A 14,886-nucleotide genomic window follows, 5' to 3' on the forward strand; every position below is an offset into this window, starting at 1 on the left:
CATCGAATGAAACTTAAGCTTATTTCTATCGCACTTATCGCTGGTGGCCTTACGGCTTGTGGCGGAGGAGGCGGTGGTAGCAGTACCAGTGCTTCCGCTCCTCAAACAAAAACCTTACAAGGTGTGGCTATCGATGGTTATATTTCAGGGGCGACCGCGTTTTTGGACATCAATTATAACGGTGTGTTAGATGAAGGTGAGCCAAGCAGCATCACAGACGATGAAGGCAGCTATCAGTTATCTTTAACGGGTTCTAATTCTGACTGCATGGACTACGCTCCAATCGTAGTGAACGTACCGGTCGGCGCAATTGATGCGGATAGCCCAAACTCGCCGATTACTGAACCTTATCAGTTAGTATTTCCGCCAGTCATGACGGTGAGTTCTGATTTAGAAATCAAGTCAACGACACCATTAACCACAGTGTTATGGAACGAGATTCAAGCTGATTTGCACAAAGGTGGCTTAAACAGTTGTTCAGCTTTGAAGCAAGCCGTAAACACCCAAAATAGCATTATCCAAAATGTGAAAGATCATGACTTCCGCATTGCCAATCGATACAACATCGCAGTTGAAGACTTGTATGGAGATTTCGTTAAAGATCAAAATACTGAGCTCTATGACTTAGCGCAAAAAATGATGCCGGCTATCAAAAAGTCGTATCAAGAGACCAAAGAGATTCAAAAAGAGAATCCAAAAGCCCAACAAGCTTATGTTGATTATTACTGGGAACATTGGGATTACGCTAAGAAGAACGAAATAAATAAGTGGTATAAAGTTAAAACGGTGATGACCGCAGACAAGCTGATTGTCATTGAACATGAAGTGTCCGCTGATCTGCAGACTGAGCTGGCTTTAAATAAACATATTGAGCGTAATGGCCAAAAGAAAAATGGCTTAGAGTATGACAAAGAAGCTTGGTTCTCATTGGATAGTGATGGAACTGAATATTCATGTTCGGTGCAAGAGACGATCAAGCAGCAGGTTTTGCCTAACTCACTCGCGACCTTTGGTGTGTTGAACCGTGGTTGGTCTAAACAACCTGATTGGGAAAGTTGTTCACGTCAAAATATCGGTGCTGGATTCATGCAAACCTTGTCGGCAGATGTTGTCGGTGACTACAAAGATCAGTTTACCCAAGTACAAGCGAAATTTAATTTTGAAAATAACGCACCACATCCAGAGTGGGTTAATCTAGGTGATTCATTGGATAGTGTGTCGCGCAGCGACTTTGATGCGCTCAATTACCTATCGGTAGATTTTAATGACAACAGTTCATATGGCTCTGACAGCTGGAACAGACATAAGTATGCGTACATTGAAAATACGCCGTTTGATTATACTCAAACGATAACGTCTAAATATTCTCAAGGTAACTGGACTAAAGGTTATTATTACCAGAATGGAACAAGTCGATTTGAGTGTTCAGATGATGGTGTGACCTGGTCAAAAGACACTTGTAAGTAAAGCCAGAGTCGATACCGACTAAATCTACATAATCCGTACGCAATAAAAAAATCCAGTGTCTACAAGACACTGGATTTTTAGTTTTAGCTGACCGCTATTTAGCTTTGCTTTATCGAAAGCGCCTAAGCGATCTCAATTTTCTCAGCTTGGTTCTGTTCGGCCATTGATATCGCTAGCGCTTCTGCAGCCTTAATACCATCGATACCAGCAGATAGGATACCACCAGCATAGCCTGCACCTTCACCTGCAGGGAAGAAGCCCTTTAAGTTGATGCTTTGATAGTCTTTGCCACGCTTGATGCATACAGGAGAAGACGTACGCGTCTCAACACCTGTTAGTAGGCCGTCTGGAGTAGAGAAGCCTTTGATCTTCTTCTCGAACGCTGGGATTGCTTCACGAATTGCTTCGATAGCAAAATCAGGTAGTGCTTTTGAAATGTCTGTTAGGTGGATACCCGGCGTGAATGATGGTTTTACTTCACCAATCTCACTTGGATCGCGACCTTTCAGGAAGTCACCGATTTTCTGTGCAGGGGCGTCGTAGTTCTCGCCACCTAGAACATAAGCGGCACTTTCTAACTCACGCTGTAAACGGATACCTGCTAGTGCGTCACCTGGGTAATCGCGTTCAGGGTCGATACCCACAACGATGGCACTGTTTGCGTTACGTTCTGCACGAGAGTATTGGCTCATGCCATTGGTTACTACGCGGCCTTCTTCAGAAGTCGCTGCAACCACAGTACCACCCGGGCACATACAGAAGCTGTATACAGTACGGCCGTTCTCACAGTGGTGTACTAGTTTGTAGTCCGCAGCACCTAGGATAGGGTTGCCCGCGTTCTTGCCGAAGCGAGCTTCATCGATCATAGCTTGCTTGTGTTCGATACGGAAGCCAACAGAGAAAGGCTTAGCTTCCATGTAAACGCCACGTTCGTGCAGCATTTCAAACGTATCACGAGCACTATGGCCAACAGCCAGTACTACGTGGCGAGATTTAATCTCTTCACCGTTAGAAAGCGTTAAGCCAGTGATTTGGCCATCTTCCATGTGAACGTCGTCTACGCGAGTGCTGAAGCGGATTTCGCCACCTAGCTCAATGATAGAAGCGCGCATCTTTTCGATCATCGTAACCAGTTTAAAGGTACCAATGTGCGGCTTACTTACGTATAGAATTTCTTCTGGTGCGCCTGCAGCAACAAACTCTTCGATTACCTTACGGCCGTAGTGCTTTGGATCTTTAACTTGGCTGTATAGCTTACCGTCAGAGAATGTACCTGCGCCACCTTCACCAAACTGTACGTTTGATTCTGTGTTTAGAGTACGCTTACGCCAGAAACCAAAGGTATCTTTCGTACGTTCACGAACTTCTTTGCCACGCTCAACGATGATTGGGTTGAAGCCCATTTGAGCAAGCACAAGGCCAGCGAATAGACCACAAGGGCCAAAACCGATAACCACAGGGCGCTCAGTTTGGTTCTCAACCGCTTTAGCCACGAATTTGTACTCCATGTCAGGAGTCACTTTTACGTGCGGGTCGCTGATGAATTGTTCTAACAACTCAGCTTCGTTTTCAACGAGAACATCAAGCGTGTAGATAAGTAAGATTTTTGATTTCTTACGAGCATCGTAGCCACGTTTAAAGATATTAAAAGAAAGTACCTGATCAGCGTTAATGCCAAGCTTTGCTTCAATAGCGTCTTGAATGGCTGACTCTTCATGGTCTAGTGGGAGTTTAATTTCGGTTAAACGTATCATTTTGATGTCTCGTTTTTATAGGTGTCTTAGCTAGATCGTTTCTTAATACAGAGTTTGATAAAACGCTGATGTTGAAAGAAGCGATAAGCTCACAATGGCGCGCATTTTACGAGAAATTGATTTATCTGTCATACTAATTTGGAAGCATCGAGCAAATAGACACGATATTAGAGTCGTATGATGTTGAATTTTGCCTTGGGATGAGTATTATCCTCCATTCTTCAATTTTGACTAACTTATAGAGCAGAGCATCATGGCATTTGTCGTAGGCGATAACTGTATTCAATGTAAATACACAGACTGTGTGGCGGTATGCCCCGCAGATGCGTTCCATGAAGGCCCTAATTTCATGGTAATTAACCCAATCGAATGCATTGATTGTGGTTTATGTGTACCTGAATGTGATGCTCAAGCGATCTTCCAAGAAGATGAACTGCCAGAAGATCAAAAGATCTTTATTGAAGTGAATGCCGAGCTTGCCGAGATTTGGCCGGTACAAACGGAAGTAAAAGCACCGATGGATGAAGCTGAAAAGTGGAATGGTGTGTCTGATAAGTTGGCAATGCTAGAAAAGTAGTTGTTGAAAAGAACTCAAATAAAAAGGCGTACTGATTTAATCAATACGCCTTTTTTAATACCTGAACACTGTCGATTGGCTCGTTAGCCTATGAAATCTAGCTATGCTGACGACGCATGTTGTCGAGAATAATACCGGTCGCCATTGCTACGTTCAAAGACTCCGCGCCCCCGAAAGCTGGAATCGTAATCTTGTCTGTCACGAATTTAGCCGCATGTTCACGAATACCGTGAGACTCGCTACCCATCAGCAAAATGCCATTGGCAGTAAATTCTGTCTTATGAACACTTTCGCCTTCTAAGAACGCGCCGTAAACCGGTAGGTTCGCTTGTTCTAAATAAGCCGGTAAGTCTGTTTGGCTTACGTGTACTCGGCCAAAGCTACCCATAGTTGCACTGATGGTCTTAGGGTTGTATGGGTCTGCACAATCGCTGCTCGCAACGATATGCTTAATACCATACCAGTCTGCTACGCGAATAATGGTACCTAGGTTGCCCGGATCAGATACGCCATCCAGTGCAATCATCAACCCAGTTGCTTTTGGCAGTTCAAATGTTGGGATCTCAACGACAGCAATCGCGGCATTGTTACTCACCAAAGTACTCGCTTTGGTTAGGTCATCTAGCGAGGCTTCAACACAATCAAACTCAATAAGTGAAGCGTGATTTTCAGATAAGAAATCAGCGGTAGCAAAGACGTTCTTCACGACTAAGTCACTATTGAACAGCTCAAGAACGTTCTTTTCACCTTGAACTAGAAACAAGCCGTGGGCTTTACGTTGTTTCTTTTGGCCCAAAGCACGAAGGAGTTTTAATTGGTTTTTTGAAATCATGTTTTTATCCTAGATATAAGCCCGCGCATTATAGAGCAAAGGTTGGAGAACCAAAAGCGTGATAGCTCAATGCGATCCACATAAAAAGCAAAGCGACCCACTTACAAAAAGAAAAGCGTACTAAATAGTACGCTCTTATCTGATTTACTTACCAAAGATTAAGCTGAACAGGCTAGACAAACTGAGAAGGCTGGGTGAACTACAGCTTAATATGGAACAGGATAGCGCTTAAACACTGTGTTGATATCGGTAAGAATCTCTTCTGATAATGGCTTACTGAAAGCAGCCACGTTCTCTTTTAGCTGCTCCATCGTGGTCGCCCCAATGATGGATGAGGTAACACCATCGACTTGATTACACCATGCTAATGCAAGCTGGCTCGGCGTAAATCCATGAGAGTTCGCAACTTCGACATATCCTTTTACGGCTTCATTGGCAGACTCAGTGTCGCGGAAAATGCCTTTACGCTGCATGTAAGTCCAACGGCTTCCTTCTGGTCTCGCACCATCAATGTATTTGCCACTGAGCATTCCTCCAGATAACGGTGACCAAGGCAGGTAAGCGACATCTTCATGCACACAGTTCTCAATCAGATACGGCCAGTCTTTTGCGTGCAGCAGGCTGAATTCATTCTGAATCGAGACCATGCGTGGCAAATCGTGTTTTTCGCTCAGCTTGAGATAAGTGTTGATGCCCCAAGTGGTGTCATCAGACAAACCAACATGACGGATTTTTCCTGCTTTAATGCAGCTCGCTAGGGCTTGAAGGATCTCCAACATTTCCCCTTCATGCTGCTTTCGGTCGATATCACTGAAGCGAATTTGATTTGGGAACTGTTTTCCAAAGTGAGGTGTATTTCGATTTGGCCAATGCAGTTGATATAGGTCGATATAATCAGTCTGTAGACGCTTTAATGACGCATCAACCGCTTCGATTACGGCTTTACCCGTTATAGGACCACCATCTCGAACCCAAGGAAGACCTGGGCCTGCAATCTTACTCGCTATGATCAGTTCTTGGCGGCGCTGCGGGTGGCGCGATAGCCAGTTACCAATAATCGCTTCTGTTTTGCCGTAGGTCTCTGGAGACGGGGGAACCGCATACATTTCTGCAGTATCGATGAAGTTAATACCTTGGCTTAGTGCGTATTCGATTTGTTGGTCGGCTTGCTGTTGCGTATTTTGCAGCCCCCAAGTCATGCTGCCAAGACAGATGCGGGAAACGGGAATTTGACTACTTCCTAGTTTTGAATATTCCATTGAATTCGGGATTCCTGTGGTTAAGTTCTCTGGTACTCGCATTAGAGTTTTTGAAAAGAGAGCGAGTGAGGAATGAAAACGAATATAAATTATTAGCACAAAATGACACGACAAGGTATGGCTGAGGGAAGTTTAATGAGTCATTTCTCAACGTAGCGAATGAGCTAGCTGCATAGTCGTGGAGCTATAGATATAAAGTAGGGGAGTCACAAAACGTGAATGGGTTCGACGCCTGAATAGGACATCATAGAAAGAGAGAAGAAGAGTCAAAGACAAAAGAGCTCTACATCATAGAGAAGTAGAGCTCTTTTATTAGGGGTTCTTAAATATGTTCTGAGTATTGATTAAGTTACGAGGTCGCGTTGGTGTCAAACCCACCTTGAGATTGCGCCTGTCTTAGAGCTTCCTGCCTTTGAACTTCTTTCTCAGTTAATGCTGGTTGAAGCGTTTCCTCAGAGGCTTGAGGAGATAAAATGAAATATTTATTAATCGTCATAACTGTGTCTCCGTGTAACGTATGACAGATTCTGCATCAAGGATAAATTGTGATCATCATCCACTTTGTACTTTTTTTAGGCTGAGAGCGGAGGGCGTAGAATGCGTACAAAGCGATCTCTTATCATCCGTATGCAATGTTGAACTGACGAAACCCTCTTATTTCAAGTATAGGAAGCTCGTCTAATTTCGCACAATAATGATGTAGAGCAATTACATACATGGTCAGGGGCGTAAGATGAAAAACCTCGCTACTGACTCTATGTTCGTCTTAATTTAACGATGTATCGCTTATCGACATAATAATTAAGTCAGTAAATCAATTACTTAATCCATGGTGAGATGAATTATGGAAAAGCTTGTAGAACGTTTTCTGAATTACGTTACTTTTGATACTAAATCCGATCCTTCTAATCAGCAGTGCCCAAGTTCACCGGGTCAAATAACATTTGCTGAAGCCTTAAAATCAGAATTGATCGCATTAGAGTTAACTGATGTCTCTTTAGATGAAAATGGCTATTTGATGGCGAAACTGCCGTCGAATGTCGATTACGATGTGCCTGCCATTGGCTTTGTCGCACATATGGATACCGCTCCTGATGCTTCCGGCGCTAACGTGAAACCACAGGTGATTAAAGATTATCAAGGTGGAACGATAGAATTAGGTGCAAGCGGTGAATGCCTGAATCCAAGCCAATACCCAGATCTTGATACCTTGCATGGCCATGACCTTATTACGACTGACGGTACGACTCTGCTTGGTGCCGACAACAAAGCGGGCATCGCTGAAATAATCAGTGCAATTGCTTACCTCAAAGCGAATCCAGAGATCAAACACGGCGATATTTGTATTGGTTTCACACCAGACGAAGAGATCGGCCGTGGTGCGAACCTGTTTGATGTTGAGAAGTTCGGTGCTGAGTGGGCGTATACCATTGATGGTGGTCCAGTCGGTGAGTTGGAATTTGAGAACTTTAATGCCACGAGCGCCGATGTTGTCTGTCATGGCGTAAATGTTCACCCAGGTACCGCAAAAGGTAAAATGGTGAACTCGATGAACATCGCGGCGCAATTCCAATTGATGATGCCAACGCAAGAAACACCAGAGTGCACAGAAGGTTATGAAGGTTTCTACCACCTGAAATCAGCTGAAATGGGTGTGGCGCGTTCTGAACTGGGTTACATCATCCGTGATTTTGAACGTGAGGGTGTAGAAGCGCGTAAGGCATTCATGCAACAGAAAGTGGATGAGCTGAATGAGCGTCTTGAGAAAGGCCGTGTTGAGCTGGTGCTAACCGATAGCTACTTCAATATGAAAGAGATGGTTGAACCGCATCAACATATTATTGAATTAGCGAAGCAAGCGATGATTGAGTGCGATGTTGAGCCCATGATCAAGCCGATCCGAGGCGGTACAGACGGCGCTCGCTTATCTTTCATGGGGCTACCATGTCCGAATATCTTCACTGGCGGCTATAACTTCCACGGTATTCATGAGTTCATTACCATTCAAGGCATGGAGCAAGCGGTAAAAGTGATTGTCGAATTGTCTCAGCGTACGGCGACTCATTACCAAAAATAGGATATCAAAGCGTTATATCTCTTTGTATTTTTAAGAGTATTCAATAATACTCTCTTTAAGCATAAGGGAGTACGCGATGAAAAAGTTAGTTTTACTTTGCACCCACTTAGCCGTGGGTGCTTTTGGTTTTGGGCTTGGTGTCTATGCACTACCTATCTTGATTGAGCCTGATTCTCCTTCCTCAAGTTCTGTTGAAGCGATCAGTCAGCAGGCTATCTACACAGGCGAGTTCACTAAAGACCGACAAGACAGTGACTTTTTGCATTGGGGAGAAGGCATCGTTTCTGTTTCTGAAAGTGCGATAGCTTTTGAAGGTGAACTGGCACCGGGACCGGATTATAAAGTTTACCTATCACCTAAGTTTATTGAAACCGAACAAGCCTTCAATGATAGTAAAAGCGATTTACTGAGAGTCGGAGATGTAAAAACATTCGACCGATTTATGGTTGAGCTGCCTGAAGGTACTGATCTTAATCGATTTAATACGGTTGTGATTTGGTGTGAAACTTTTGGTCAATTTATTACTTCTGCCAAGATAAAATGATAGCCTTACCTAAGCTGAATTAATCATGAAAAGGAGCGCTCTATTTTTGAGCGCTTTTTTATAATGCGTTTTTTGGGTTGAGTCAGTCGCTGTAAAGCTCGTCGTTATAAAGCTTAATTGTTGTAATACAAAGGAATACGTAATGGAAAAGTTGTGGCAAGTGATCGATTTCTTACTCGCTAATAAGTTTATTTTTAGTGTGCTGATCATCTGCATTATATTAATAATCCGACGAATCACTCTGTCTCGAATCCGTGGTGATGTCGCTTTTCTCAGTGAAGATCAACGTAACTGGATGTCACGTACCAAGAACGGTACGTTTGCCATTATTATGGTCACTTTATTTGTGCTGTGGAAATCTGAAATCAGCGAGTTTGCGCTGTCAGTAACGGCCATTGCTGTTGCTATAGTCGTTGCGTCTAAAGAGATCATTTTGTGTTTCACCGGTTCTATTCAGCGTGCGAGTTCTCGCTCATTTAGAATCGGTGACTGGATCGAAGTGGGTAAAATCAGCGGTGAGGTGATTGAGCACAATTTGATGGCGACTGTGATTCAGGAAATCGACCTATATCACGGGCAATATCACTTCACTGGCAAGACAGCCACGCTGCCCAATAGCATGTTCTTCACCTACCCGGTCAAGAACCTTAATTTCATGAAGCGCTACGTTTATCATAACTTTTTTGTGACGGTCAAAGACTTCGTTAACCTATATCCAATGGTGCCGGGCCTTATCGTTAAAATTGAAGAGCATTGTGAAGAATTTATCGATGTTGCCCGCCGTTATAACGGTGTGATCGAAAAACACGCTGGCGTTGATCTTCCGGGATCTGAGCCTCATATCCATATCACGAGCAGTTCGACGGGTGAGCAAGAAGTGCACTTTATGATCTTCTGTCCGACCGAAAAAGCGATTCACCTTGAACAGGATATCCGTAAGGATTTCATGGAAGCTTACGCTCTTGCATTCCCAAGCAACGATTAATTTACTCGTCAGTCTATTGCGACCAACCTACAGCGTCTAAACTATAGTGTCCAAACTATAGCGCCCGAAAAAAAGAAAGCCGAGAGCGATATATCGACTCTCGGCTTTTTTGTATCTGAAATTTAGCTTTGATATTAGTCCAGGTCAGCGAGTGGTAACCAGTCTACTTCGACACCAGCTTGCTCAAACATATCTTGGCTTATCTTGATTTTATCGCCCCAACGAGAAAGGAAATCTTCACTTTGCTCTGGGCAATGTACCGCTGAAATCCCAGTTTGGATGATTTTTGCTGCACAGTTCGGACAAGGGAAGTGAGTCACCCAAACTTCACAACTGTCTAAATCACGTTTAGCAAACAAGATTGCATTTTCTTCAGCGTGAAGCGTCTTAAGGTACTTCATTTCTCTGTCATCAGTATCCGCACTATCAGACACGCCATGTGGGTAGCCATTAAAACCAACGGAAACAATACGGTTGTGCTTAGTGATTACGGCGCCGACTTGAGTTGAAGGATCTTTACTCCAAGAACCGACCAATTCCGCCATTTGATAGAAACGTTTAGCCCATTTTGAAATCATGAGAATTCCTTAACAATTAAATGTGAATGCTTATCTGTCTGACCATACATTATGTTAGACAATATCCATAGAGAACAAAAGCTGAGAGGTTGATTTACTTAGGAATTGTAACGCGTTTGTAATCACTTTATAAGCACTTGGTTTCAATTAACATATTGATACACTTTGGCTAGTTATAATTGATATTCCTCGGACAATGGTGACGAGTGTGTTACGTAAATTTTATGCTGTTCAAATACTAATAAGTGACGGTATAACCATGCGTAAAAAGTTGATCCTTACGGCTCTTGCAAGCTCTCTTATTCTTGCTGGGTGTGGGCAAGATGCTCAAAATGCCAAGCAAGCGCCTCTACCTCTCGTAGCTGTACAGGATGTTAGCGTTGTTTCTCACCAGCAAAGTAAGTCGTACATCGGTCGTATTGAAGCCGTTGAAGACACGGCTATCACCGCGCAGGTTTCAGGCTATCTACAAAGCCGTCATTTCAATGAAGGTCAAATGGTCGAAAAGGGCCAATTGCTTTACTCGATCGAACCATCTTCGTTTGAAGCTGAAGTTGCAAGTGCAAAAGCCTCTGTTGCTCAAGCGAATGCGAACCTTAAAAAAGCCGAACTTGATTTTAACCGTGGTAAAAATCTTCTCCCGAAGGGCAGCATTTCTCAATCGGAATTCGATGCGTTGACGGCAAACTTATTAGGCTCTCAAGCACAACTTGAAGCTAGCCATGCTCAGCTAAACGCAGCCAATGTTCAGCTTTCCCATACCCAAATTACCGCGCCTTTTTCTGGAAGAATCAGCGACACCAAAGTGAGTACGGGTGATCTGGTTTCGCCGTCTTCAGGTGTATTAACTACGTTGGTTAGCCTAGACCCAATCCATGCGTCGTTCAGCATCAGTGAACGTGAGCGTATTGAGTTAGGGATGGATCGCATTGAAGGCGACGGCAGCAGTGACTCTGCAGGGGTTGAAGTTCAGATCATACTTGAGAATGGTGAAGCGTTTGAACATCTAGGTCAGCTTGATTTCTTGGGCAACCGTATCAACCTTAATACTGGTACAATCGCGATGCGCGCCATTGCTGATAACCCGAATCAGCAACTACTTCCAGGCCAACACGTTCGCGTTGATCTACGTGAAAAACAATCTATTGATGTTGTGACTATCCCGCGACGTGCAGTTCAAACCGACCTAGAAGGTGACTTTGTAATGGTACTGGTTGAAGGCGAAGCTGCACCAGTCGCTGAGCGTAGAAATATTGAGATGGGGCGACAAGTTGAAGGTGGCGTGATTGTTCAATCTGGATTAGAGAAAGACGACGCGGTGATCACTCAAGGCCTACAGCGTGTACGTAATGGTATGTCCGTTCGTATTCAAGCTTCTGCTGAACAAGCTGAGTAAGAGGGCTATTTATGTTAAGTCGTTTCTTTATTCAAAGGCCTAAGTTTGCCCTTGTCATATCCATAATATTAACGCTGGCGGGTGCGATCTCTCTCGCTATCTTACCAGTGGCCGAATATCCAAAAATTAGCCCACCATCGGTCAGTGTATCGGCATTCTACACGGGTGCCAGTGCTGAAGTGGTGGAACAGGCGATAGCCGACCCCATAGAGACGTCGGTGAATGGCGTGGAAGATATGATCTACATGTCTTCTAAAAGTGCTAACGACGGTTCATACAATCTTAATGTGACCTTTGATGTCGGTACTGATGCTGATATGGCTCAGGTCAACGTTCAGAACCGAGTAGCCCAAATCGAATCGAAGCTTCCACAAGAAGTTAGAATGGTTGGCGTAACGGTTAAGAAACGTTCACCTGACCTTTTGATGGTATTGAACTTTTACTCTCCAAACGGTGAGTATGACGACCAGTTCCTGATCAACTACGTAAACTTAAACATTAAAGATCAACTGGCACGTGTGTCGGGTATTAGTGAAGTAAACGTGTTGGGCGGCGGTGAGTATTCGATGCGTGTTTGGTTAGACCCTGAGAAAATGGCTAACCTGAACCTAACAACATCTGATGTGTATGGCGCATTGGCCGAACAAAATGTTCAAGTCGCTGCCGGTCGTATTGGTGCTGCACCATACGCCAATCCACAAGAAGTACAGTTCAACTTGGTGACAAAAGGCCGCTTAGAAACGGCTGATGAGTTTGAAAATGTTGTACTTCGCGCAAATCAAGATGGTTCAACCGTTTACTTAAAAGACATTGCACGCGTTGAGTTAGGTAAAAAATTCTACGATGGCAATGGTAAATACCGAGGACAAGACGCTTCAATCGTAACGCTGTCACTTCAGTCAGACGCAAACGCGTTGGAAAGTGGTAAAGCGGTCATGGCGATGCTCGACAATCTAAGTACTAACTTCCCTGAAGGTGTGGCTTACGAGGCGAGTTATGACACCACAGTCTTTGTTGCAGAGTCGATTAAGGGCGTAGTGAAAACGCTGATCGAAGCTATCTTGCTGGTTATCGCGGTGACGTATCTGTTCTTGGGTAGTGCGCGTGCAACCCTGATTCCTGTGGTTGCGATTCCGGTGTCGTTGATTGGTACCTTTGCCGTCATGCAGATGACAGGATTTACCATCAACACGGTAACCCTGTTTGGTTTGATACTGGCGATTGGTATCGTGGTAGATGATGCGATCTTGGTTATCGAAAACGTCGATACGACGATGGCCAAAGACCCAACGATTTCACCGCGTAAAGCAACACTGATTGCGATGAAAGAAGTAACGGGTCCTATCGTTACATCAACACTGGTACTTCTTGCCGTGTTTATCCCTGTGGCGATGTTGCCGGGTATTACTGGCATCATGTATCGTCAGTTCGCTCTGACTATCTGTATTGCGGTTGTTATCTCTTCTATTAACGCTCTAACGCTGTCACCAGCATTGTGTTCATTGGTTCTTAAACAGGGCGGTGGTAACACAGCACGTTGGTACCAAGCATTCAACCGTGGCCTAGAGTCTGTTACTAACAAATACGGCCAAATCGCGGGTTTCCTTGTGAAAAAAGGTGTTCTGCTGTTTACCTTCTTTGTTGTGGCGCTAGCAGCGGTTACTTACTTCGCGAAAACGACGTCAACGGCGTTTGTACCTCAAGAAGATAAAGGTATTTTGCTGGTTAACGTGCAGCTTCCTGACGCGGCATCACTGTCTCGTACAGAAGATGTGACTGAGCAGTTGCTAGAGATGGTTGAGCAAGAGCCGGGTGTTGATGGTGTGACACTGGTAAACGGCTACGCATTCATGACAGGCGCTTCTGCTTCGAATGGCGCGTCGCTATTTATCAAACTGCATGATTGGGATATGCGTAACGCACTGGATGGTCAACATTCCGCACAAGCTATCTCACAACGTATTAATGGTCGAGCGGCCACAGAACTGCCTCAAGCTATTGTGTTTGCAATGGGACCTCCAGCAGTTCCGGGTATGGGTGCTGCTTCTGGTTTCGAATTTGTTCTAGAAGATACATTAGGTCGTAGTCGTACTGATCTGGCGATGGTAATGAATGACGTGATTGCTGAGGCGAACAAACAGCCTGAGATTTCACATACGTTCAGTACTTTCCGTGCCAACGTTCCTCACTACTATGTCGATATCGACCGTGAGAAAGCGCAACAGTTAGGTATTCCGTTGTCGGAAATCTTCCAAACACTACAAGGTAACCTAGGTTCTCTGTATGTGAACGATTTCACCATGTTTGGTAAGAACTTCCGCGTGACCATGCAAGCTGACAGTGAACACCGTAGCAGCATGGATGATCTCCAACGATTCCACGTACGTTCGTCTAATGGTGAAATGATCCCGCTAAGTACATTAGTAACGTACGACCAGATCTTTGAACCAGATGTAGCATGGCGTTACAACATGTACCGCAGTGCCGTGATTCAAGGCCAACCAGCACCGGGTTACTCAAGCGGTGATGCGATTGCTGCAATGGAACGTGTAGCCGCTGAAGTCTTACCTCAGGGCTATCAGTACGAATGGACAGGCATGGCCTACCAAGAAGTATTGGCAGGCAACCAAGCGATCTTTGCTTTTGCACTGGCTCTGATCTTCATCTACTTGTTTATGGTGGCTCAATACGAGAGTTGGACAATACCGATAGCGATTATCTTAGTGGTACCGGTTGCAACATTAGGCTCCTTCTTAGCATTGAATCTGACGGGCACACCGCTAAACCTTTATGCACAAATAGGTTTGGTTCTCTTGATAGCCTTGGCCGCGAAGAACGCAATCTTGATTGTAGAGTTCGCAAAAGTGGAGCGTGAAGAGAAAGACGCATCAATTGAAGATGCGGCAGTGAAGGGCGGTACGCTGCGTTTCCGTGCTGTGAACATGACCTCTTGGTCGTTCATCTTAGGTATCTTCCCGCTTATCTTCGCAGCGGGCGCAGGTCACGTGAGCCAGAACTCGTTGGGTATTTCACTGATCGGCGGTCTGCTATGTGTGTTGTTAGCGGGTACGTTCCTAATCCCAGGCTTCTATGCATTCGTGCAACGTAAGCGTGAGAAGGCACACGGTGGCACGACTAAGTTGATTCCACTTGATGACGAATAGGAGACTTAACTCCGGTAAGATTAACGCCTTGCAAGGCTAATCCCTTACAGGATTAAATCCTTATAAAAACTGAGGCTTAGCATTGCGCTAAGCCTTTTTTATTCCGCTTGTGAATAAAAACGCCATTTATATAATCAAATGTTCGTTTTGTGATGGAGCTAACACTCTAATTTAGGTTTTGTAATAAAATGATGTTTTATTATTAAGTGTCTGTTTACTATGGAAATAACAGTGTTCAGCTAACGAGTGTATG

General features: G+C 44.4%; 12 protein-coding genes. 7 read left to right on the forward strand and 5 right to left on the reverse strand.

Annotated elements, in window-relative coordinates:
• Window positions 1-6: 6 nt before the first annotated feature.
• The gene (locus tag DUN60_RS18930) at window positions 7-1,467 is read left to right on the forward strand and encodes a hypothetical protein (RefSeq protein WP_114634887.1); all 1,461 of its coding nucleotides are present in this window, start codon (window positions 7-9) and stop codon (window positions 1,465-1,467) included.
• 122 nt (window positions 1,468-1,589) lie between these two features.
• Here the strand turns inward: DUN60_RS18930 and DUN60_RS18935 are convergent, their stop codons facing one another.
• Entirely contained in the window at window positions 1,590-3,221 is a 1,632-nt protein-coding gene (locus DUN60_RS18935) for an NAD(P)/FAD-dependent oxidoreductase (RefSeq protein ID WP_114634889.1), read from the reverse strand.
• Between the two features lie 253 nt (window positions 3,222-3,474).
• Between DUN60_RS18935 and fdxA the strand changes: the two genes are divergently transcribed.
• Window positions 3,475-3,798 (forward strand): ferredoxin FdxA, encoded by a 324-nt coding sequence (gene fdxA / locus DUN60_RS18940; protein WP_004731764.1) that lies wholly within the window; start codon window positions 3,475-3,477, stop codon window positions 3,796-3,798.
• Window positions 3,799-3,895: 97 nt separating this feature from the next.
• Here the strand turns inward: fdxA and DUN60_RS18945 are convergent, their stop codons facing one another.
• From DUN60_RS18945 to DUN60_RS24600, 3 genes are all read right to left on the reverse strand, one after another.
• Complete coding sequence (locus tag DUN60_RS18945) at window positions 3,896-4,630, reverse strand: RNA methyltransferase (protein WP_114634891.1); 735 nt, start codon at window positions 4,628-4,630, stop codon at window positions 3,896-3,898.
• 206 nt (window positions 4,631-4,836) lie between these two features.
• On the reverse strand, window positions 4,837-5,829 hold the full coding sequence (locus DUN60_RS18950) for an aldo/keto reductase (protein ID WP_244212253.1): 993 nt from the start codon (window positions 5,827-5,829) through the stop codon (window positions 4,837-4,839).
• Window positions 5,830-6,238: 409 nt separating this feature from the next.
• Window positions 6,239-6,385: a hypothetical protein gene (locus DUN60_RS24600; RefSeq protein ID WP_004731758.1), complete on the reverse strand. Its 147-nt coding sequence runs from the start codon at window positions 6,383-6,385 to the stop codon at window positions 6,239-6,241.
• 348 nt (window positions 6,386-6,733) lie between these two features.
• On the opposite strand from DUN60_RS24600, the gene pepT reads away from it, so the two are divergent.
• The 3 genes from pepT (at window position 6,734) to DUN60_RS18965 (ending at window position 9,495) form a co-directional block, all read left to right on the forward strand.
• Window positions 6,734-7,966: a peptidase T gene (gene pepT, locus DUN60_RS18955; protein ID WP_114634896.1), complete on the forward strand. Its 1,233-nt coding sequence runs from the start codon at window positions 6,734-6,736 to the stop codon at window positions 7,964-7,966.
• 76 nt (window positions 7,967-8,042) lie between these two features.
• Window positions 8,043-8,510 (forward strand): DM13 domain-containing protein, encoded by a 468-nt coding sequence (locus DUN60_RS18960; RefSeq protein WP_114634899.1) that lies wholly within the window; start codon window positions 8,043-8,045, stop codon window positions 8,508-8,510.
• Between the two features lie 142 nt (window positions 8,511-8,652).
• Window positions 8,653-9,495 carry a mechanosensitive ion channel family protein gene (locus tag DUN60_RS18965; RefSeq protein WP_054545721.1) on the forward strand — a complete coding sequence of 281 codons (843 nt, stop codon included), beginning with the start codon at window positions 8,653-8,655 and terminating at the stop codon, window positions 9,493-9,495.
• Window positions 9,496-9,629: 134 nt separating this feature from the next.
• Here the strand turns inward: DUN60_RS18965 and DUN60_RS18970 are convergent, their stop codons facing one another.
• A complete protein-coding gene (locus tag DUN60_RS18970; RefSeq protein ID WP_004731749.1) occupies window positions 9,630-10,073 on the reverse strand; it encodes a dCMP deaminase family protein in 444 nt (147 codons plus the stop codon).
• 259 nt (window positions 10,074-10,332) lie between these two features.
• Between DUN60_RS18970 and DUN60_RS18975 the strand changes: the two genes are divergently transcribed.
• Window positions 10,333-11,469, forward strand: a complete 1,137-nt coding sequence (locus DUN60_RS18975; RefSeq protein WP_029405039.1) for an efflux RND transporter periplasmic adaptor subunit — start codon at window positions 10,333-10,335, stop codon at window positions 11,467-11,469.
• Between the two features lie 11 nt (window positions 11,470-11,480).
• Window positions 11,481-14,633, forward strand: coding sequence for an efflux RND transporter permease subunit (locus tag DUN60_RS18980; protein WP_004731746.1), 3,153 nt, complete (start codon window positions 11,481-11,483; stop codon window positions 14,631-14,633).
• The last annotated feature ends 253 nt before the right edge of the window (window positions 14,634-14,886 follow it).

This window comes from Vibrio splendidus (assembly GCF_003345295.1).
Taxonomy (GTDB): Bacteria; Pseudomonadota; Gammaproteobacteria; order Enterobacterales; family Vibrionaceae; genus Vibrio; species Vibrio splendidus_K.